The organism is Pantoea eucrina (assembly GCF_002095385.1).
Taxonomy (GTDB): domain Bacteria; phylum Pseudomonadota; class Gammaproteobacteria; order Enterobacterales; family Enterobacteriaceae; genus Pantoea; species Pantoea eucrina.
Genome location: NZ_MIPP01000006.1, coordinates 1 through 19,305 on the forward strand (window position 1 = coordinate 1; position 19,305 = coordinate 19,305).

Below are 19,305 nucleotides of genomic sequence, written 5' to 3' on the forward strand. Positions count from 1 at the left end.
CCACCTGTCACCTCATCTGCTAAGGCAGTTCGGGCGGTTGCCACTCTTCTACCTCAATCAGCACCAGCAGTGCGGCGTCGCCGCCGAACATTTTAGGTGCCTGGTGAAACGCCATCACATGCGGGTGCTGCGCCAGCCATAGCGGCGTCTGCTGTTTAAGAATATGTTTTCCGTGGCCGGTCATGACGCTGGCGCAAAAATATGTTCGCGGCGGCAGGCGGCGATGAGCGCGCCCAGCTCCTGCTTCGCCTGCATCTGCGTCAGCCCGTGCAGGTCGAGAAAAATTTCCGGCGTGTAGTCACCGCGACGCAGCTTCTTCAGTTCATAGTGGCTGACGTCAGCACGGACATAGCGCACTGGCCCGTCGCTGGAGAGCAGCGGCTGAAACTCATCGGAAAAATAGTGGCTGTTGTCAGCCTGTTCGGAAAGCAGACGTTTCAGCGGGACTTCCCGGGTTTTAACCGCAGGTTTATGTACGATAGTGTCCTGTTTCAGCTTACGCGTCCCGATCATTAACTGACGAAACAGCGCCTGATCGTCGTCGTTCAGCGGCGTCTTTTTGCTCATGGCGGGAAAATTCTTTCAACGTTGCAGTTTACCGGGCTGTTACCTTACCGCTAAGCGCTGACAAATGTCAGCTTTTTCGCCTCGCTGCGCTGAATTCTGGCCCGCTTCATGGCAAACTATCGGCCGATTGATTTTATGGCCTGCGGAGGGCTACGTGGACAAGATTTTCGCCGATGAGGCAGTAAACGAACTGCACACTATTCAGGATATGTTGCGCTGGGCCGTCAGCCGTTTTTCAGCGGCTGGCATCTGGTATGGTCACGGCACGGATAATCCCTGGGACGAAGCGGTCCAGCTGGTTCTGCCCACTCTGTGGCTGCCGCTCGATATTCCTGAAGATATGCGCAATGCGCGCCTGACAGCCAGTGAACGGCACCGTATCGTTGAGCGGGTGATCCGCCGCGTGAATGAACGTATTCCGGTCGCTTACCTGACCAACAAAGCCTGGTTCTGCGGACATGAGTTCTACGTAGACGAACGGGTGCTGGTTCCGCGCTCACCCATTGGCGAGCTGATTGAAAACCGCTTTGCGGGTCTGATCCCCGGCCAGCCACAGCATATTCTGGATATGTGTACCGGCAGCGGCTGCATCGCTATCGCCTGCGCCTATGCCTTTCCTGAAGCGGAAGTGGATGCGGTCGATATCTCCCACGACGCGCTGGCGGTGGCGGAACAAAACATTGAAGAGCATGGCCTGCTGCATCACGTCACGCCGATTCGCGCCGATCTGTTCCGCAACCTGCCACCGGTAAAATATGACCTGATCGTCACCAACCCGCCGTACGTGGATGCGGAAGATATGGACGATCTGCCTGGCGAATATCATCATGAACCGGAACTTGGCCTGGCGGCTGGCAGCGATGGCCTGAAGCTGGTACGCCGCATTCTCGCCTGTGCGCCTGACTATCTCAGCGAGCAGGGCGTGCTGATTTGCGAAGTCGGCAACAGCATGGTGCATATGATTGAGCAATATCCTGACGTGCCTTTCACCTGGCTGGAGTTTGATAACGGCGGCGACGGCGTCTTTATGCTGACGCGCGATCAGATCGTGGCGGCGCAGCACCATTTCTCCTTTTTTAAAGATTAATTTGCGGCGCGCCTGAGCGCCCGCACTATGGCAACAAGGAGCCATCATGGCCGGAAACAGCATTGGACAACTTTTTCGCGTTACCACGTTTGGCGAGTCGCACGGTCTTGCGCTGGGCTGCATCGTTGACGGCGTGCCGCCCGGTATTCCGCTGACTGAAGCCGATATCCAGCACGATCTCGATCGCCGCCGTCCCGGCACCTCGCGCTATACCACTCAGCGTCGCGAGCCGGATCAGGTGAAAATTTTGTCTGGTGTGTTTGAAGGGGTCACTACCGGCACCTCTATCGGCCTGTTAATCGAGAACACCGATCAGCGTTCGCAGGATTACGGCGCGATTAAAGATCTGTTCCGGCCCGGCCACGCAGATTACACCTATGAGCAGAAGTATGGTTTGCGCGACTATCGCGGAGGCGGACGCTCCTCAGCACGCGAAACCGCTATGCGCGTGGCCGCCGGTGCCATCGCCAAAAAATATCTGCAGCAGCAGCACGGTATCGTAGTGCGTGGCTATCTGGCGCAGATTGGCGACGTCGCCTGTGAGCTGAAAGACTGGAGCATCGTTGAAGAGAATCCGTTTTTCTGTCCGGACGCAGCAAGCTGGAGGCGCTGGATACGCTGATGCGCGCCCTGAAGAAAGAGGGCGATTCTATCGGCGCGAAAGTGACCGTGATGGCGGAAAACGTGCCACCGGGCCTCGGTGAGCCGGTGTTCGATCGCCTCGATGCCGATCTGGCGCATGCGCTGATGAGCATCAACGCCGTTAAAGGCGTAGAGATTGGCGATGGCTTTGCCGTCGTTAACCAGCGCGGCAGCGAGCATCGCGACGAAATCCGCGCCAGCGGCTTTCAGAGCAATCACGCCGGCGGCATCCTCGGCGGCATCAGCAGCGGGCAGACCATCAGCGCCAACCTGGCGATGAAACCGACCTCCAGCATTACCGTACCGGGTAACACCATTACCCGCACGGGGGAGGAGGTGGAGATGATCACCAAAGGGCGTCACGATCCCTGCGTCGGCATTCGCGCCGTGCCGATTGCCGAAGCGATGATGGCGATTGTGCTGATGGATCACCTGTTACGCCAGCGCGGGCAAAACGCTGACGTTAACAGCAGCGTACCGCGCTGGTGAGCCTGATGATGCGCCGCGCTCTGCTCACTTTCGCCGCGCTGCTGGGTAGCGCGGCCGCCGTTGCCGCCACGCCGTGGCAGCAGATCCAGCACCCTGTCTCTGGTGCGCCGCAGTCGATTGGCGGCTTTGCCAATGGTTGTATCGTCGGCGCGCAGGCGCTGCCGCTGGACGCACCGGACTATCAGGTCATGCGTCAGGATCAGCGCCGCTACTATGGTCATCCCGATCTGATCGCCTTTATTGAGCGCCTCAGCACCCGCACCCGTCAGCTTCATCTGGGGCAGGTGCTGATTGGCGATATGGGAATGGCGGCGGGTGGACGTTTCAGCAGCGGCCACGCCAGTCATCAGACCGGACTGGATGTGGATATCTGGCTGCAGCTGCCAAAAACCCGCTGGAGCGCACAGCAGTTGCTGAAGCCGCAGCCGCTGGATCTGGTGGCGCCGGATGATAAACAGGTGATCGCCCGTCACTGGCAGCCGCAGATTGATAGCCTGATCAAGCTGGCCGCGAAAGACAGCGACGTCACGCGAATTTTTGTGAATCCGGCGATCAAAAAACAGCTTTGCGCCGATGCCGGCAGCGATCGCGAGTGGCTGCATAAAGTTCGCCCGTGGTTTGCGCATCGGGCGCATATGCATGTGCGCCTGCGCTGTCCGGCCGGCAGCCTGGAGTGTGAAGATCAGGCGCCACCGCCGCCGGGCGACGGCTGCGGTGCAGAGCTTGAGAGCTGGTTCCTGCCGAAAAAGCCCGGCAGCACGCCACCGGTAAAAAAAGCCCCGCCGCCGCTGCCGCCATCCTGTCAGGCGCTGCTGGATAACCACCGGCTCTGAGTACCTCTCCCGGCGCGCAACGGCTATTGCCCCGCGCCGGGCTTGTCTGCTACCTGCTGCGAGAAGTGAAATGGACCTTTTTATCGTCAGCCCGCTTATCCTTGGCGTACTGTTTTTTGTTGCCATACTGGCCGCTTTTATCGACTCCATTGCCGGGGGCGGGGGATTGCTGACCGTTCCTTCGCTGCTGGCGGCCGGGCTGTCACCGGCACAGGCGCTGGCGACCAACAAGCTGCAGTCGGTTGGCGGCTCTTTCTCCGCCAGCCTCTATTTTGTCCGCCGTGGCGCCGTAAACCTGCGTGACCAGCGGCTGAACATCGCGATGACGTTTCTCGGCGCGGTCGGCGGCACGCTGCTGATCCAGCATATTCAGGCGGATATTCTGCGTCAGATCCTGCCGCTGCTGCTTATCGCCATCGGACTCTGGTTCCTGCTGATGCCGCGTCTGGGAGAGGTGGATCGCGAGCATCGTCTGCAGGGCGTGGCGTTTGCGCTGGTGGGCGGCGGCTGTGTGGGCTTCTATGATGGCTTCTTCGGTCCGGGAGCCGGCTCTTTCTATGCGCTCGCCTTTGTCACGCTTTGCGGTTTCAATCTTGCCAAAGCGACGGCGCATGCCAAGGTGCTGAATTTCACCTCCAACTTCGCCAGCCTGCTGTTCTTTATGTTTGGCGGCAAACTGGTGTGGGGAACCGGCGTAGTGATGCTGCTCGGCGCATTTATCGGGGCGCGGCTGGGTGCGCGACTGGTACTGAGCCGCGGCCAGCGGCTGATCCGCCCGATGGTTGTGACCGTTTCTGCGGTCATGAGCGCCAAACTGCTGTGGGACAGCCACGGGGCTGAGCTACTGGCCTGGTTTGCCGCAGGATAAACCGACTCGTCAAATCGTGCCGCCGGTGCGACAATGGCGCCAGATGATTAACTGACAGATGACTATGCCGACAGAACACCACTATCAGCAGCTGATCGACATCTTCGACGGCTGCTTTGCTGAGACTTTTAAGACACGTCTAATTAAAGGCGATGATGAACCGATTTATCTTCCGGCAGATGCGGAATCACCCTGGCACCGCGTAGTTTTTGCCCATGGATTTTACGCCAGCGCGCTGCATGAAATTTCGCACTGGTGTATTGCGGGCGACGCGCGTCGGCAGCAGGTTGATTTTGGCTACTGGTACTGCCCCGACGGGCGTGATGCGCAGACGCAGAGCCAGTTTGAAGCGGTTGAAGTAAAACCGCAGGCGCTGGAGTGGCTATTCTGCGTTGCGGCGGACTTCCCCTTTAATGTCAGCTGTGACAATCTCGAAGGCGATTGTGAACCCGATCGCATTGCGTTTCAGCGCCGGGTCCATGCCCAGGTGATGCACTATCTGGAGCAGGGGATCCCGGCTCGCCCGGCACAGTTTATTGCGGCGCTGAACCGCTATTATGGTACGCCAGCGCTCACTGCAGCGCAGTTTCCGTGGCCGGAAACGCTTTAATCCGCCTGCTTAAAATGAAAGGAATGAGAGATGATCGTAGAATTTGAGTCCCGCATTCTGGCGCTGATTGACGATATGGTCGATCACGCCAGTGATGATGAGCTGTTTGCCAGCGGTTATCTGCGCGGCCATCTGACGCTGGCGGTTGCGGAAATTGAGCAGAGCGGCGAACACACGCCGGAAGCGCTGCAGATTGTCGTCTCCCGGAGCCTGCAGAATGCTATCGCCGCCGGTGAACTCTCGCCACGCGATCAGGCGCTGGTGGTCGGCATGTGGGATAACCTGTTTAGTCAGGCACGTCAGACCGCCTGATGCGCGGGGCGACTTTTCGCCCCGGCTCTCAGCGCCCCGCCTTTTTTCCCTTCAGCAATTTACGCACCCAGTAGCGGTTCGGATTCAGCGCCGCCAGCGTTGCGGCATCGAGCGGCTGCGGCTCACCGCTCATTTGTGCCGCCAGCACTTCAGCTGCCAGCGGCGCGCTGCAGAGCCCGCGCGATCCCAGCGCCCCCAGCACGAACAGCCCGTGATAGTGCGGGGCTTCAGCAATCTTCTCCCCGCGGGCGCGCTGTCCCGGCAGGTCAGCATACTGCGCCAGCGTGGCAGCGTAGTCCGGCAGGCCGCCGCTCATGGGCAGATGATCGCGCGTGGCGCAGCGCACGCCAGTCCGCGCCTCGTTATCACTGAGATCAACCTGCTGCGGCCAGGCGGCCTGCGGCAGGCACGCCATCAGACGCTGACGGTTGCTCTGCTGATCATCGGCACGAAAAGCGGTCGCGGTGTCACCGCGATGATAGCTGGCGCCGATGCAGTGGGTGCCAAACGTCGGGCTGACGGGTGTCAGATAGCCATCGTAACAGAGCACGCTCTGCAGGTTTGCCAGCGCGGCTGATGAGGGCGCATGGCTTACCTGGCCTGCGACCGGGTAGACCGGCAGATCCTGGCTCTGTTCCAGCGTCCGCAGCGCATGCCCGTTGGCCAGTACGACATTCTGATGCTGCATATCAGCCCGGTCGGAAAAGTGCAGCGTCCAGCCGTTTTCATGCGGCGTCAGCTGCGTAACCCGGTGCAGCCAGTGCTGGTGCAGACCCTGCGTCTGCGCCTGATCCAGCAGGTTGCTGGTAAGCTGGGAAGGGGAGATCCATCCGCCACGCGGATAGCAGATGCCGCCCATACCCAGCGCAACGCCCGCCAGCTGCTCCGCCTCGGCCGGTGAGACGCCGTAAGCGATCTCCGCCGGCAGCGCCAGGGCCAGCATCTGCGCAATCTTATCGGCGCTTTTTTCATCCCACGCCAGCTGCAGCACTCCGCACCAGCTCTGTTCAGCACGCTCCGGCAGGCTATCGTAAAGACGACGCGCGAAGCTGAAAGCGGCGGGGAAAAACTGCGCCAGCGCGGGATCGTGCTGGTTCAGTAAGGGGTAGAGCGCTGCCTGACGGTTGCCGGATGCACCCAGTGCCGGGGCCTCATCGGCGCAGTAGAGCGTCACGCGCCAGCCGCGGCGCAGTAATGCCAGCGCCAGCAGCGCACTGGCGACGCCGCCGCCAATGATGGCGACATCCTGGCCCGCTGCTGCAGGCCGCGCATACCACGGCTGCATGGAGGGCAGCGGCACTGCATGCGCCAGCGTACCGGTCAGCATTTCGCGCTTATGCGCAAAGCCTTTACGTTTACTGATGGTGAATCCCGCTTCCTGCAGGCCACGCCTGACAAAACCCGCAGCGGTAAAGGTCGCCAGCGTTCCTCCGGCACGCGCCAGCCGCGCCAGAGCGCTGAACAGCGCCGGGGTCCACATATCCGGGTTTTTAGCCGGCGCAAAGCCGTCCAGAAACCAGGCGTCAACCTGACCCTGCAGGCTCTCATCAAACTCTGTTATCAGCGTATTAATGTCGCCAAACCAGAGATCAAGCGTAACCCGTCCACCGTCAAACAGCAGCCGCTGACAGCCGGGCAGCGCCGATGGCCACTGCTGCTGCAGCTGCGTTGCCCACGGCGCCAGCTCCGGCCAGCGCGCCTGCGCGGCAGCGAGATCGGCCTGCGTTAGCGGATACTTTTCACAGCTGATAAAGTGCAGCCGCTGCAGCGTCGCAGCAGGCTGCTGCGCGCGAAACTGATCGAATGCCTGCCATAACGTGAGAAAGTTCAGACCGGTGCCAAAGCCGCTCTCCGCCACAATAAACAGATCGCGCGTATGCGTGCTGAAACGCTGCGGCAGCTGATTACCGCCGAGAAACACATAGCGGGTCTCTTCCAGTCCATTATCGTTAGAGAAGTAGACATCATCGAACGCTCGGGAAACAGGTGTACCCTGATCGTTCCAGGTTAATTGCGCGTGTTCAACCGGGGATAATTTCACGGGAAAGGCTCATTTTTCAGGCAGTGGCGCGATTTTAGCGAGTGGCGTCACATGACGCAAATTTACAAAAGGAAATGGCTGATCGGACTTGTTCGGCGTACAACTGTACGCTAGAGTGCACGTCAATCCAAAAAGATGTGGAATGAGGACTATTGAATGAAACGTGCAGTGATTACTGGCCTGGGTATCGTTTCCAGCATTGGTAATAACCAGCAGGAAGTGCTGGCTTCTCTGCGTGAAGGCCGTTCCGGTATCACTTTCTCTGAAGAGATGAAAGAAGCCGGTATGCGCAGCCACGTGTGGGGCAACGTCAAACTGGATACCAACGGGCTCATCGATCGCAAAATCGTGCGTTTCATGAGTGATGCCTCTATTTACGCCTATCTTTCTATGGCGGAAGCGGTCAAAGATTCAGGCCTGACTGACGAGCAGTATCAGAACAACCCGCGCGTGGGTCTGATCGCCGGTTCCGGCGGTGGTTCACCGCGCTATCAGGTGTTCGGTGCTGACGCTATGCGCGGTCCGCGCGGCCTGAAAGGCGTGGGTCCTTATGTAGTGACCAAAGCCATGGCCTCAGGTGTATCTGCCTGCCTCGCGACCCCGTTTAAAATTCACGGCGTGAACTACTCCATCAGCTCCGCCTGTGCCACTTCAGCACACTGCATTGGCAACGCCGTTGAGCAGATTCAGCTGGGCAAACAGGATGTGGTCTTTGCCGGTGGCGGTGAAGAGCTGACCTGGGAAATGTCCTGCGAGTTTGACGCGATGGGCGCACTTTCGACCAAATATAACGATGCGCCTGAGAAAGCCTCGCGCACCTATGATGCTAACCGTGACGGTTTTGTTATCGCCGGCGGCGGTGGCATGGTAGTGGTTGAAGAGCTGGAGCATGCGCTGGCACGTGGTGCGCATATCTATGCTGAGATTGTTGGCTATGGCGCAACGTCTGATGGCGCTGACATGGTTGCACCGTCAGGTGAAGGCGCGGTGCGCTGCATGAAGATGGCGATGCAGGGCCTCGATGCACCGATCGACTATCTGAACACGCACGGCACCTCCACGCCGGTTGGCGATGTGAAAGAGCTGGGCGCAATCCGTGAAGTATTTGGTGACAACACCCCGTACATTTCAGCGACCAAAGCCATGACCGGTCACTCCCTGGGTGCAGCGGGCGTGCAGGAAGCGATCTACACCCTGCTGATGCTGGAGCACAGCTTTATCGCGCCGAGCATCAACATCGACGATCTGGACGAGGCCGCAGCAGGGATGAACATCGTGACGCAGCCAACGGAAAAAGCGCTGACCACGGTCATGTCCAACAGCTTCGGCTTTGGCGGCACCAACGCCACGCTGACCATGCGTAAATATCAGGGCTAAATCTGCCCGCGTCCCGTCGCCCCCTGACGGGATATCACAGGCTGCCGCGATGGCAGCCTGGCTTTCTCTGCTCAGCCTGAGCCGTTTTGACAACCCCGCTTTTACCTGCATACACTCCTGTTTTACCTTCCCGTAATTTCCCTGCGCTATCGTCGCTGACAAGGAGTGCGCAAAGATGACCGCTCACGCTAACGCGTCCGTATTGCCGCTCGCCTGTACCTCGTTTGCCGTGTTTCTCAGCTATCTGACCGCCGGACTGGCACTGCCGGTGATCCCGCTGTATGTGCATCAGGAACTGGGCATGAGTAACCTGATGGTGGGCATTGCAACCGGCAGTCAGTTTATTGCCACCCTGCTGACGCGCGGTTTTGCTGGCCGGCGTGCGGATCAGCAGGGAGCACGCGCTACCACCCGCTACGGTATGCTGACGATTGCGCTGACAGGGGCTGCTTATGCCGCCGCCGTGCTGCTGCCGATCGCACCCGGCGTGCGCTTTATGCTGCTGATAGTGGCGCGTCTGCTGCTGGGCGTAGGGGAAAGCCTGCTGCTGACCGGTAATCTGACCTGGGGGCTGGGGCTGGCGGGGGCCAGGCGCTCTGGTCTGGTCATGTCCTGGAACGGAATGGCGATTTATGGCGCGCTGGCGGCAGGCGCTCCGCTGGGAGTGCTGATGTATCAGCATGGCGGACTGCTGGCTATCAGCGGCGCGGCGCTGCTGCTGCCGCTGCTGGCTCTGATGGTTAACGGCTGGATCCGTGCGGTGCCGGTTGCCGGCGGCACGCGGCCGTCGCTGTGGAGCGTTATCAGCGCCATTTTTTCACCGGGGCTGGTGCTGGCGCTGCAGGGCGCCGGTTTCGCCGTAATCGGCACCTTTACCTCGCTCTATTTTGCTGCTCAGGCGTGGGGACACGCCGGCTTTGCGCTCACCGCCTTTGGCTGCGCTTTTACCGGAGTGCGGATCCTCTTTGGTCATCTGCCGGATCGCTATGGCGGGAGCAGGGTTGCGCTGGTGTCACTGCTGGTGGAAGCGCTGGGTCTGCTGCTGCTTGCCGTTGCCACCTCAGGCTGGCTGGCGCTGGCGGGGGCGGCGCTCACCGGCTGTGGCTGCTCGCTGATCTTTCCGGCGCTGGGGGTTGAAGTGGTGCGTCGCGTCGCGCCGCAGATACGCGGTACTGCCCTGGGCGCTTTCTCTGCCTTTCAGGATATCGCCTATGGGATCAGCGGCCCGCTAACCGGACTGCTGGCGACGGCGTCTGGCTATGGCGCCGTCTATCTGGCGGGCGCGCTCTGCGCCGTGGCCGGTTCCGTTATCACCTGGTGCTGCGCACGCCGTGCGCCAGTAGCATAACCAGCGTGTCGCAGGCGCTGGCGATCTCAGCCGGTGTCAGCGCTGCGAAGCCGAGCAGCCAGCCAGGCTGCGGCGCAGCCGCATGGTATAGCGGGGAGAGGCGCGGCAGCAGCAGACCCGCAGCCTCAGCCTGCTGCGTCAGCGCGGCCTCATTGCCCTGCAGTAGCGCGACAGTCAGTTGCAGACCACCGTTTGCCGGAAGCGGGCGCAGCCACGGCTGCATACGGCTATGAATCTCTTCCAGAAGCCGGTCGCGCCGGTAGTGATAGAGCTGCCGCATCAGCCGCAAATGGCTGGCAAAATGGCCCTGCTGCAGAAATTCAGCGGTGATAGCCTGCGGCAGCAGCGCGCTATGCCCATCCAGCACGCTGCGCGCCCGGCCCAGCGGCTCAGTCAGCTGCGGCGGTACCACCATCCACGCCAGGCGCAGGGAGGGAAACAGGGTTTTGGAAAAGGTCCCCAGCGAGATGACCCTGCTGTCGTGCGTCATGCCCTGCAGCGCCGGAGCAGGCCGATCACCGTAATGAAATTCGCTGTCGTAATCGTCCTCAATCAGCCAGCTGTTATGCTGCTGCGCCCATGCCAGCCACTCCAGCCGTCGCGGCAGGCTCATTGCTATACCGGTTGGATAGTGATGCCCGGGCGTCAGGTAAACCAGCCGGGCGCGACCGGAGAGCGGGATCGCGCCGTTTTCATCCAGCGGCATCGCCCGGCAGTGCGCGCCTGCGGCAAGAAAGGCGTTACGTGCCCCCGGATAGCCAGGATCCTCCAGCCAGACTTCATCGTCCGGATCCAGCAGCAGCAGCGCCAGCAGCTGCAGCGCCTGCTGCGAGCTGGTCAGGATGATGACCTGTTCCGGACGACAGCGCATACCGCGCGACAGGCTCAGATACTCCGAGACCGCCTCGCGCAGCGGCAGATAGCCGAGCGGATCGCCGTAGCCCATTACGCGGCTGCCGAGCCGGCGCTGCACATTGCTGCTGATGCGCCGCCACTGCGTATGCGGGAAAGCCCGTAAATCGGGCGATCCGGCGGCAAACGCGGCGGGGAAGGGCGGATCCTGACAGCCGCCGGTCGCCAGCAGCTGCAGGCCACGCTGCGAGAAGTGCGGTGCCCGGCGGGTTGACGGCGTATCTGGCGGCGGAGCCAGCGTAATCGCGACAAAAGTACCGCGTCCGGTGTGGCGCTGCAGATAACCTTCGCTTTCCAGCTGCGCGTAGGCCGCTTCCGCGGTTACGCGCGCGACTGACAGCTCTGCGGCCAGCTGACGGCTGGAGGGAAGCTTCTCACCGTGGCGCAGCTGGCCGCTGACGATCGCCTGCCGCAGGGCGCGACAGAGGCGCTCGCGTCGTCCACCCTGCGCCTGCTGCTGAAAAAGCGTGGTCAGTTCCTGATACATAATGGTCTTATTACTCTGACAGAAAGGGTCTCATTGCAGAGACCAATTTGCCGTAAAGTGGGTGCACATCGCAACAGGAGAAGAGTATGTCCGCTGTCTTACACTATCCCGCCGCCAGTGCGGAAGAGAGTTACGCCTATCTGCAGCAGAAGCTGAGTTATTACACCGATGCCTGGGATCTGGCAGAAGACCTGGCACGCGGCGAGGCTGCCATTGTTGTTTTTGATGCCCGCAGCCCTGAACACTATGCTGCAGGACATATCTGCGGTGCGCGTTCGTTTCCTCACCGTACCATCAGCGCACACAGCACGGCGGCGCTCGATCGCAGCAAGGTCTATATCACCTACTGTGACGGCATTGGCTGCAATGGCTCAACCAAAGCGGCACTAAAACTGGCAGCGCTGGGATTTCAGGTTAAAGAGCTGATTGGCGGGCTGGATTTCTGGAAGCGCGACGGACATCCGCTGGCAGGGGGAACCGCCGCGGGAGAGTGGCCACAGCACGGTGCTGCGGCCGGGTGCGGCTGCTGACTCAGGCCAGCAGCCAGAGCAGAAACAGCACCACACCCACCGCGATGATCAGCGACAGCGCCGGGCGCTGCGCCAGCGGACGCGGCAGGATCTCTGTAAACGGTGCCCATATAGGCTGTGGCTGGCGCGCACTGTCAGCCAGCGGCAGCGTATCACCACGCTCAGCCCGGCGGCTGAAAAGCTGATTCAGCAGATCCTGACACTGCGCGGCGGTCAGCACGGTTTGCGGCGTCGCCTGAAAACGCTGCTGGCTGTAATCCTGCAGCAGCTGCTGTTCATCACGATTCAGCGGCTGTTTCAGCGAGCTTTCCAGCAGCTGCAGCGTGGGTGCGCTGTGCTGCCCCAGCGTCTGGCGTACCTGCAGATACTGCGTCAGCAGCGGAAAGTGCCGCGACGGCACCGGATCGCCGCTTTTAAGATTCACCAGCTTCAGCGCGTCGGTCAGCAGTTTTACCGGCGACTCGCCGGTCGTGGCCGCCAGCCGCGTCACCTGCTGGTTCAGCGCCTGCTGCTCCGCCGGCAGCAGCGTGCGATCGGTACTGCGGCTCTGCTGCGGCTGCGGGATCGCCATCTGGCCGTTCTGCAGCATGGTCAGCACCTGACGCAGCTGATCCTGGCTCAGCGCACTCAGCACCGTCTGGTTAAACTGCTGGCGGATAAAGTCGCTTACCGCCTGACGGTTGTTGCCCTGCGGCAGTTTATCCTGCAGCTGCTGGAGCAGCTGGCGCGTGGCGTGACTGTCCTGCACCTGACTCAGGCGACGATTAAGGTGCTGTTCAGCAGCCGGAAAATGGCGCGACTGAAAGTCAGCATCGCTCTTCACGCCCACTTCATGGCGTACGCCCGCCCACAGCTCAGGCGCTTTCAGGGTGCTGAGAGACATAATGCGTACAATGAGCCGTTCCAGCGTGGTGCGCTGCGCCGGAGAGAGAGGCTGTTCGCCAGCCGGACCGCCGGGGCGAGCCGGGCCGGAAGCACCGGTAAGCGCAGAACGATCGCCCGCGGGCACACCGGGACCGCTGAGAGGTTGCATGGCGGAATCCTTGAAAAACGAGTCAGATCCGGGTGCGCCGGAAAAAGAGGGGCATATGATAGCAAAAGCCCCCGGGAAATCCACGGGGGCTGGTATCAGAAAAGCGAGAAGATGCGGATTTATTCCGCCTCTGCCGCTCTGAAGCGGCTGCGACGCCAGCGTTTCCAGACGAATGGCACCACCAGGACTGCGACCGCCAGCACCAGCAGCACTTTGCAGATGAGACTCTCCCACAGAATAGGCAGGTTGCCGTTACTGATTGAGAGCGCACGGCGCAGGTTCTGCTCCAGCATTTCCCCCAGCACAAAGCCGAGGATCAGCGGCGACATCGGGAAATCCATCTTGCGCAGGATATAGCCGAAGATGCCTAATCCCACCATCAGCAGCAGGTCGAAGGTTGTGCTGTGCACCGCATACACGCCGACGGCGGAAATGGCGGCGATTGCAGGTACCAGGAACCAGAGCGGGATGGTCAGCATACGGGCAAAGATATTGATCATCGGGATATTCATGATCAGCAGCATCACGTTGCCGATCAGCAGTGCGGCAATCAGGCCCCAGACAATGTCAGGCTGTTCGATAAACATCGCCGGACCCGGCGTAATGTTATAAAGCGTCAGCGCGCCTACCATCACCGCCGTGGTACCGGAACCCGGAATGCCCAGCGTCAGCATCGGAATAAATGATCCACACGCCGAGGCATTATTTGCTGCTTCCGGTGCTGCCACGCCGCGAATATCCCCCTTGCCGAACTGGTCACTGCCGCTAATCTTCTTCTCCGTCATATAGGCGATAGCGCTGGCGATAGTGGCACCCGCACCCGGCAGCACGCCAACGAAAAAGCCCAGAAAGGAGGAGCGCAGCGTGGCGCCGGTTGCCTGGGCCGCTTCTTTCATATTGAACATCATGCGGCCGCTGGCGCGTGCGACTTTCTTGCCCCCGCTGGTGGACTCCAGCATCAGCAAAATTTCGCTGACCGAGAACAGGCCAATCACCACCACCACAAACTGAATGCCGTCGGAAAGGTGAATGCTGTCGAAGGTAAAACGATAAACACCGGTATTCGCATCGACGCCCACGGTAGCCATGCTCAGACCGATCAGGGCGGCCAGAAACGATTTCAGCGGGTTGTGGCTCATCATGCTGCCGAGGCAGGCGATGGCAAACACCATCAGGGCAAAATATTCCGCCGGACCAAATGCCAGCGACCAGTTTGCCAGAATCGGGGCAAACAGAATGATGCCGATGATGGCGATGGTGGAGCCAACAAACGAGCTAACGGCGGAGATAGAGAGCGCTACGCCCGCTTTACCCTGCTGCGCCATCGGATAGCCATCCAGTGCGGTCATGATAGCACCTGCGTCACCCGGCACATTCAGCAGAATTGAAGAGATACGTCCGCCATATTCACAGCCGATATAGACAGTAGCCAGCAGGATCAGCGCTGATTCAGCCGGCAGGTGCAGAGCAAACGCCAGCGGCATCAGGATCGCCACGCCGTTAATCGGGCCCAGCCCCGGCAGTAAGCCGACAATGGTGCCGATAAAGCAGCCGATCAGGGCGATCATCAGGTTCTCCGGCGTCATAGCGACGGCGAAGCCCTGCATCAGAAAAGACCAGGTATCCATTATTGACTCCTGTTAACTCAGCCAGCTGCCCATCGGCAGCGTTACGTCAAGCAGCCGGTCGAAGGCGTAAAACAGCGCCACGCCCATCACCACGCCAGAGATCGCCGCCGCCCACCAGCGCGCACCAAACAGCAGGCCGATACCAAAGGTCAGCAGGGTCGTGCAGAGCGGAAAGCCCAGATGTTCGAACTGCCAGCCATACGCCATCAGCAGAATGCACAGGACAATCAGTTTTTTAAACGTGGTGGCTGAGGGCCACTGTATGACATCAGGCTTGCGCAGCAGCATCATGACGGCGCAGATCGCCATCAGCCCGAGCAGCAGCAGCGGGAAAGGGCGCGGACCGACCGGCTCATAGCTATATTCACTCTGGATCTGCCAGCCGATAAACAGGCCGGCAATACAGAGCGCCAGCCAGACGGCGGCAAAAATACGATCGCTCATTATCGCCTCCGCTATTTCGCCAGCCCGAACGATTTCGCTTTTTCACGATAGTCAGCGACCTGTTTTTTCACGTAAGCATCCAGCTCGCTGCCAAACATGTTGAATTCAAACAGGCCGCGCGCGTCGCGCTGCTGCTGAAACTCTTTGGTGGCAACCAGTTTTTTAAACGAATCTTCCCACCACTGGTACTCCGCATCGCTGACTTTAGGACCCAGGTAATAACCCCGGATCACCGGCCATTCAACGTCAAAGCCCTGCTCTTTAGCGGTGGGGATATCGGCCAGATTTCCCGGCAGACGTTTGTCGCTCATCACCGCCAGCACGCGCATTTTGCCGCCCTGCAGGTGTGGCACCATTTCACTCATATCACCGGACACCACCTGAATATGGTTGCCAAGCAGCGCGGTCACCGGCTCGCCGCCACCTTCAAAGGCGACATAGCGCATTTTGCGCGGATCGATACCGGCTTCACGCGCCAGCAGCGCGGTTTTCATCCAGTCCTGACTGCCGATGGAGGCGCCGGCGCCTACGACGACTTTATTAGGATCGTTTTTCATCGCCTCCATCAGCTCGCCCAGCGTTTTCCACGGCGCGTCGGCGCGTACCGCCACCATGCCGTAGTCAGTGCCGACGGCGGCCAGCCACTTCACGTCGTCCACGGAATAGCGGCCAAATTTGCCCTGTGACAGATTAAGCAGCGACCCGCCGGAGAAGGCTACCAGCGTACCCGCTTCGGCCGGGCGCTGCGCAATGATGGCGTTATAGGCCACTGCGCCGACGCCGCCTGGCATGTAGGTTACGCGCATGGGCGAGGTGAGCTGGCCGGTCTCCTGCATCGAGACCTGGATCAGCTTACAGGTCAGGTCAAAACCGCCACCGGGTTTGGCCGGGGCGATACACTCGGTGCGCTGTGGTACCTCTGCCAGCGCAGAGGTTACTGAAAAAGCCAGCAGGGATGAGGCGAGGACGAGAAGGCCTGTTTTTTTCATGGTTCGCTCCAGTCATTCTTCCAGATTGTGATTGCTACCGAATATTTTCGGTTGCTGAATTGTTAAAGGAGTAACCTTTCATTTACCTTTCAGCTATCAGCAAAAATGACAGGATGTGATATGCGTCTCTTACTGGTGGAAGACACCACTGAACTGGCCTCATGGCTGCAAAAGGCGCTCACACAAAAAGGGTTTGCTGTCGACTGGGTCGCGGACGGGCTGGCCGCCGATCATATATTGCAAAGTGAGGACTACGCGCTGGTGGTGCTGGATGTGTCACTGCCACGGCTGGATGGCCTGGCAGTACTGGCGCGGCTGCGCAAACGCGGACAGAACGTGCCGGTGCTGCTGCTGACGGCACAAAGTACGCTGGCGCAGCGGGTACAGGGCTTAAACGGCGGCGCCGACGACTACCTGACCAAGCCGTTTGAGCTGGATGAGCTGGATGCGCGGCTGCGCGCGCTGCTGCGCCGCAGCCACGGGCAGACGGCGCAGACGCAGCGGCTTGGACAGCTGGAACGCGATAGCGAAGGCTATTTCCTGCTGAATCATAAACCGCTGTCGCTGACGCCGCGCGAATCGAGCGTGCTCTCCACGCTGATGCAGCGGCCGGGACGACCGGTATCGCGCCAGCATCTTTATGAGCAGACGTTTACGCTGGCCGACGACGCCAGCCCGGAGAGCATTGAGCTTTATGTGCATCGGGTGCGCAAAAAGCTCTCCGCAGCGACGTGGTGATTGTGACCCTGCGCGGGCTCGGCTACAGCCTGGAGCAGCAGCCGTGCGACTGATGCACTCGCTGCGCGGTGAACTGCTGCTGTGGCTGGGCGTACCGCTGCTGCTGCTGTGGGCGCTCTCGGTCTATACCCATTATCAGAGCGCGCTGCAGGCAGCAAACCAGGCCTACGACCGTTCACTGCTGGCGTCAGCCCGTACCGTGGCGGAAAGGCTGGTGGTACGTCAGCGCCATCTGGAGGTTGATGTGCCCTGGGTAGTGCTGGACAGTTTTGAGCGTAATATGAACGACCAGCTCTTCTATCAGGTTATTTCCCCGCAGGGAAATACGCTCTCCGGCTATCCCGATCTGCCGCTGCTGCCGCGTAACGCGCCGCTCTCTGAGGCTTACCCGGCGCTGGTGCACTTTTATGACGCGCACTACCGCAGGCAGCCGATTCGGGTGGCGGCGCTATGGCAGCCGGTGAATGAAGAGGGGGTAGAAGGCATGGCGCTGGTGCTGGTGGCGGAAACGCTGAACTCCCGGCACGCCTTTGCCGACAGCCTGCTGCGTACGGCGCTGATCAGCCAGAGTTTCCTGGTGCTGATCACGCTGCTGCTGGCGGGGATGCTGCTGCGCCGGGTGCTGCGGCCGCTGCGCCGGCTGTCGCGGATTATGCTGCGCCGTGCGCCAGGGGAGCTGACGCCCTTGCCGTCGCTAGTACCCTGGTCAGAACTGCAGCCGCTGATTGTGGCATTTAACCGGCATCTGGAGCGGCTGCGCGGGCTGCTGGCGCGGCAGGAGCGCTTCAGCGCCGATGTGTCGCACCAGCTGCGTACGCCGCTGACCATTTTGAAAACCCAGGTCAGCGTGGCGCTCAGCAGTGACGATCCGCAGCAGTGGCGTGAGAGCCTGCAGGGCATGCGCCACACGCTGAACGATACCGTAGAGCTGACTGACCGGCTGCTGCAGCTGGCGCAGATCAAGGCGCGCCACGGCGAAGATAAACCCTTTACCCGCGTTGATCTCAGTCAGATTGTGCAGCAGGCGTGCCTGAGCGGCTATACCGCCGCGCGGCACAAGCAGATTGATTTAGGTTTCGAGGGCGAAGAGGCGTGTCGCGTACAGGGAGACGCGCTGCTGCTGGCTGAACTGTGCGCCAACCTGCTGGATAATGCGATTAAATATACGCCGGCGCAGGGAACGGTAACGGCACGGCTGCAGGGGCATCAGCTGGAGATTGAAGACAGCGGCCCCGGTATAGACGCTGCGCAGCAGCAGCAGGCGCTCCAGCCGTTTGCACGTCTCGATCCCAGCGGGCAGCCTGGTGCGGGTATCGGGCTGGCGCTGGTGAAAGATATCTGCGCCTGGCACGGCGCGCGGCTGCGTCTCGATCGCAGCCCGCAGCTGGGCGGACTGCGGGTCACCGTCAGCTTTCCCTGATGGCCGGCTGGCGCAGCGGCGTTTTCAGCCGCTGCGCCAGGATCACGCCGGTAAGCGTAATACCGCCGCCAATCCAGTGATAGCTGTGCAGCTGCTCATGCAGAAACAGCACCGCAATAAGCGCTGTAAATACCGGCACCACGTTCATAAAGATACTGGTGGTGCTGGCACCCAGCCGCTGCACGCCAAGGATCCACAAAAAGGGCGCCACGATCGAGGCAAACAGCCCGGCAAACAGCACCAGCGGCAGGTTCTGCTGCGTCAGCGCGACCTCCGGCGCGAGCAGAAAGCCCGGCAGCAGCAGCACAACACCGAAGAAAATCTGCACATAGAGCTTTGCCAGGTGGGGAGCGGGATCGCCCAGCGTTTGGTCAGCACGCCATAGAGCGCATAAGAGGTGGAGGCCGCCAGCATCATGACTTCGCCATTGCCGGGTCGCTGCGCCAGCAGCTGAGCCGGGTTGCCGCCGCTGACCAGCCAGACCAGCCCGATAAACGAGAGAATACCGCCCAGCAGAATACCGCGCGTGGGAGCCAGACGCAGCACCAGCAGGCTGAGCAGAATCGTCAGCAGCGGAATGGTGGCGCCCAGTATGCCCATCATCACCGCCGACACGCTATGCGCCGCATAGTAGGCAAGGCTCTGATAGAGCACCATGCCAAGCAGCCCCAGCAGCAGCAGCTGGCCGAGGTGGCCTTTTATGGTGCGCCGATGCCGCCATACGCCGGGCAGGCAGAACGGTGTCAGCACCAGCAGCGCCAGCAGCCAGCGATAAAATGAGATAGCGGCGGGATCGATAGCGTCAGCCGAAAGTTTGCTGACGATGGTGTTGACTGACCAGATCAGCACCGCAATGAGCGGAAACAGCAGATTCATAACAGGCTCCGTAAAAAAGTGCCGCCAGCATACGTTTGACCGGTTTAAAACAGATAGTTAAAATCGGACAATAT

The 19,305-nt window shown here is 60.6% G+C and carries 15 protein-coding genes and 4 pseudogenes; 11 read left to right on the top strand and 8 right to left on the bottom strand.

Annotation, left to right across the window (positions count from 1 at the left end; all coding sequences use genetic code 11):
* Positions 1-19: 19 nt before the first annotated feature.
* Positions 20-567: pseudogene (gene smrB / locus HA43_RS04745) on the bottom strand (endonuclease SmrB).
* Positions 568-721: 154 nt separating this feature from the next.
* On the opposite strand from smrB, the gene prmB reads away from it, so the two are divergent.
* From prmB to HA43_RS04775, 6 genes and pseudogenes are all read left to right on the top strand, one after another.
* Positions 722-1,654 carry a 50S ribosomal protein L3 N(5)-glutamine methyltransferase gene (gene prmB, locus HA43_RS04750; RefSeq protein WP_094111101.1) on the top strand — a complete coding sequence of 311 codons (933 nt, stop codon included), beginning with the start codon at positions 722-724 and terminating at the stop codon, positions 1,652-1,654.
* Between the two features lie 46 nt (positions 1,655-1,700).
* A pseudogene (aroC, locus tag HA43_RS04755) lies at positions 1,701-2,785 on the top strand (chorismate synthase).
* Positions 2,786-2,793: 8 nt separating this feature from the next.
* The gene (gene mepA / locus HA43_RS04760) at positions 2,794-3,618 is read left to right on the top strand and encodes a penicillin-insensitive murein endopeptidase (RefSeq protein WP_094111139.1); all 825 of its coding nucleotides are present in this window, start codon (positions 2,794-2,796) and stop codon (positions 3,616-3,618) included.
* Between the two features lie 70 nt (positions 3,619-3,688).
* Positions 3,689-4,486 (top strand): sulfite exporter TauE/SafE family protein, encoded by a 798-nt coding sequence (locus HA43_RS04765; protein WP_039379149.1) that lies wholly within the window; start codon positions 3,689-3,691, stop codon positions 4,484-4,486.
* A 64-nt stretch (positions 4,487-4,550) separates the two neighbouring features.
* Entirely contained in the window at positions 4,551-5,096 is a 546-nt protein-coding gene (locus tag HA43_RS04770; RefSeq protein ID WP_039379147.1) for an elongation factor P hydroxylase, read from the top strand.
* 30 nt (positions 5,097-5,126) lie between these two features.
* Positions 5,127-5,408: a YfcL family protein gene (locus HA43_RS04775; protein ID WP_039379145.1), complete on the top strand. Its 282-nt coding sequence runs from the start codon at positions 5,127-5,129 to the stop codon at positions 5,406-5,408.
* 28 nt (positions 5,409-5,436) lie between these two features.
* Here the strand turns inward: HA43_RS04775 and mnmC are convergent, their stop codons facing one another.
* A complete protein-coding gene (gene mnmC / locus HA43_RS04780; protein WP_094111102.1) occupies positions 5,437-7,449 on the bottom strand; it encodes a bifunctional tRNA (5-methylaminomethyl-2-thiouridine)(34)-methyltransferase MnmC2/FAD-dependent 5-carboxymethylaminomethyl-2-thiouridine(34) oxidoreductase MnmC1 in 2,013 nt (670 codons plus the stop codon).
* 156 nt (positions 7,450-7,605) lie between these two features.
* Here mnmC and fabB point away from each other — a divergent pair, with 156 nt between their 5' ends.
* Both fabB and HA43_RS04790 read left to right on the top strand, forming a co-directional pair.
* Positions 7,606-8,826 (top strand): beta-ketoacyl-ACP synthase I, encoded by a 1,221-nt coding sequence (fabB, locus tag HA43_RS04785; protein ID WP_071668065.1) that lies wholly within the window; start codon positions 7,606-7,608, stop codon positions 8,824-8,826.
* Between the two features lie 175 nt (positions 8,827-9,001).
* The gene (locus HA43_RS04790; RefSeq protein WP_094111103.1) at positions 9,002-10,174 is read left to right on the top strand and encodes an arabinose transporter; all 1,173 of its coding nucleotides are present in this window, start codon (positions 9,002-9,004) and stop codon (positions 10,172-10,174) included.
* Here HA43_RS04790 and pdxR read toward each other — a convergent pair.
* The gene (gene pdxR, locus HA43_RS04795) at positions 10,137-11,573 is read right to left on the bottom strand and encodes a MocR-like pyridoxine biosynthesis transcription factor PdxR (protein WP_094111104.1); all 1,437 of its coding nucleotides are present in this window, start codon (positions 11,571-11,573) and stop codon (positions 10,137-10,139) included. The two genes, HA43_RS04790 and pdxR, sit on opposite strands and share 38 nt — an antisense overlap.
* 86 nt (positions 11,574-11,659) lie before the next feature.
* Between pdxR and HA43_RS04800 the strand changes: the two genes are divergently transcribed.
* Entirely contained in the window at positions 11,660-12,103 is a 444-nt protein-coding gene (locus HA43_RS04800) for a rhodanese-like domain-containing protein (RefSeq protein ID WP_094111105.1), read from the top strand.
* 1 nt (position 12,104) lies between these two features.
* Here the strand turns inward: HA43_RS04800 and flk are convergent, their stop codons facing one another.
* The 4 genes from flk to HA43_RS04820 form a co-directional block, all read right to left on the bottom strand.
* On the bottom strand, positions 12,105-13,136 hold the full coding sequence (gene flk / locus HA43_RS04805) for a flagella biosynthesis regulator Flk (RefSeq protein ID WP_094111106.1): 1,032 nt from the start codon (positions 13,134-13,136) through the stop codon (positions 12,105-12,107).
* Positions 13,137-13,255: 119 nt separating this feature from the next.
* Positions 13,256-14,764, bottom strand: a complete 1,509-nt coding sequence (locus HA43_RS04810; RefSeq protein WP_094111107.1) for a tripartite tricarboxylate transporter permease — start codon at positions 14,762-14,764, stop codon at positions 13,256-13,258.
* 12 nt (positions 14,765-14,776) lie between these two features.
* Complete coding sequence (locus tag HA43_RS04815) at positions 14,777-15,208, bottom strand: tripartite tricarboxylate transporter TctB family protein (RefSeq protein WP_094111108.1); 432 nt, start codon at positions 15,206-15,208, stop codon at positions 14,777-14,779.
* An 11-nt stretch (positions 15,209-15,219) separates the two neighbouring features.
* A complete protein-coding gene (locus tag HA43_RS04820; RefSeq protein WP_094111109.1) occupies positions 15,220-16,197 on the bottom strand; it encodes a Bug family tripartite tricarboxylate transporter substrate binding protein in 978 nt (325 codons plus the stop codon).
* Positions 16,198-16,317: 120 nt separating this feature from the next.
* Here HA43_RS04820 and tctD point away from each other — a divergent pair.
* Both tctD and HA43_RS04830 read left to right on the top strand, forming a co-directional pair.
* Positions 16,318-16,988 (top strand): annotated as a pseudogene (gene tctD, locus HA43_RS04825) (transcriptional regulator TctD).
* Positions 16,979-18,355 (top strand): sensor histidine kinase, encoded by a 1,377-nt coding sequence (locus HA43_RS04830; protein ID WP_094111110.1) that lies wholly within the window; start codon positions 16,979-16,981, stop codon positions 18,353-18,355. Before tctD ends, HA43_RS04830 begins: the two are co-directional and overlap by 10 nt.
* Here HA43_RS04830 and HA43_RS04835 read toward each other — a convergent pair.
* A pseudogene (locus HA43_RS04835) lies at positions 18,342-19,231 on the bottom strand (DMT family transporter). The gene HA43_RS04830 and the pseudogene HA43_RS04835 overlap by 14 nt on opposite strands.
* Positions 19,232-19,305 lie beyond the last annotated feature (74 nt).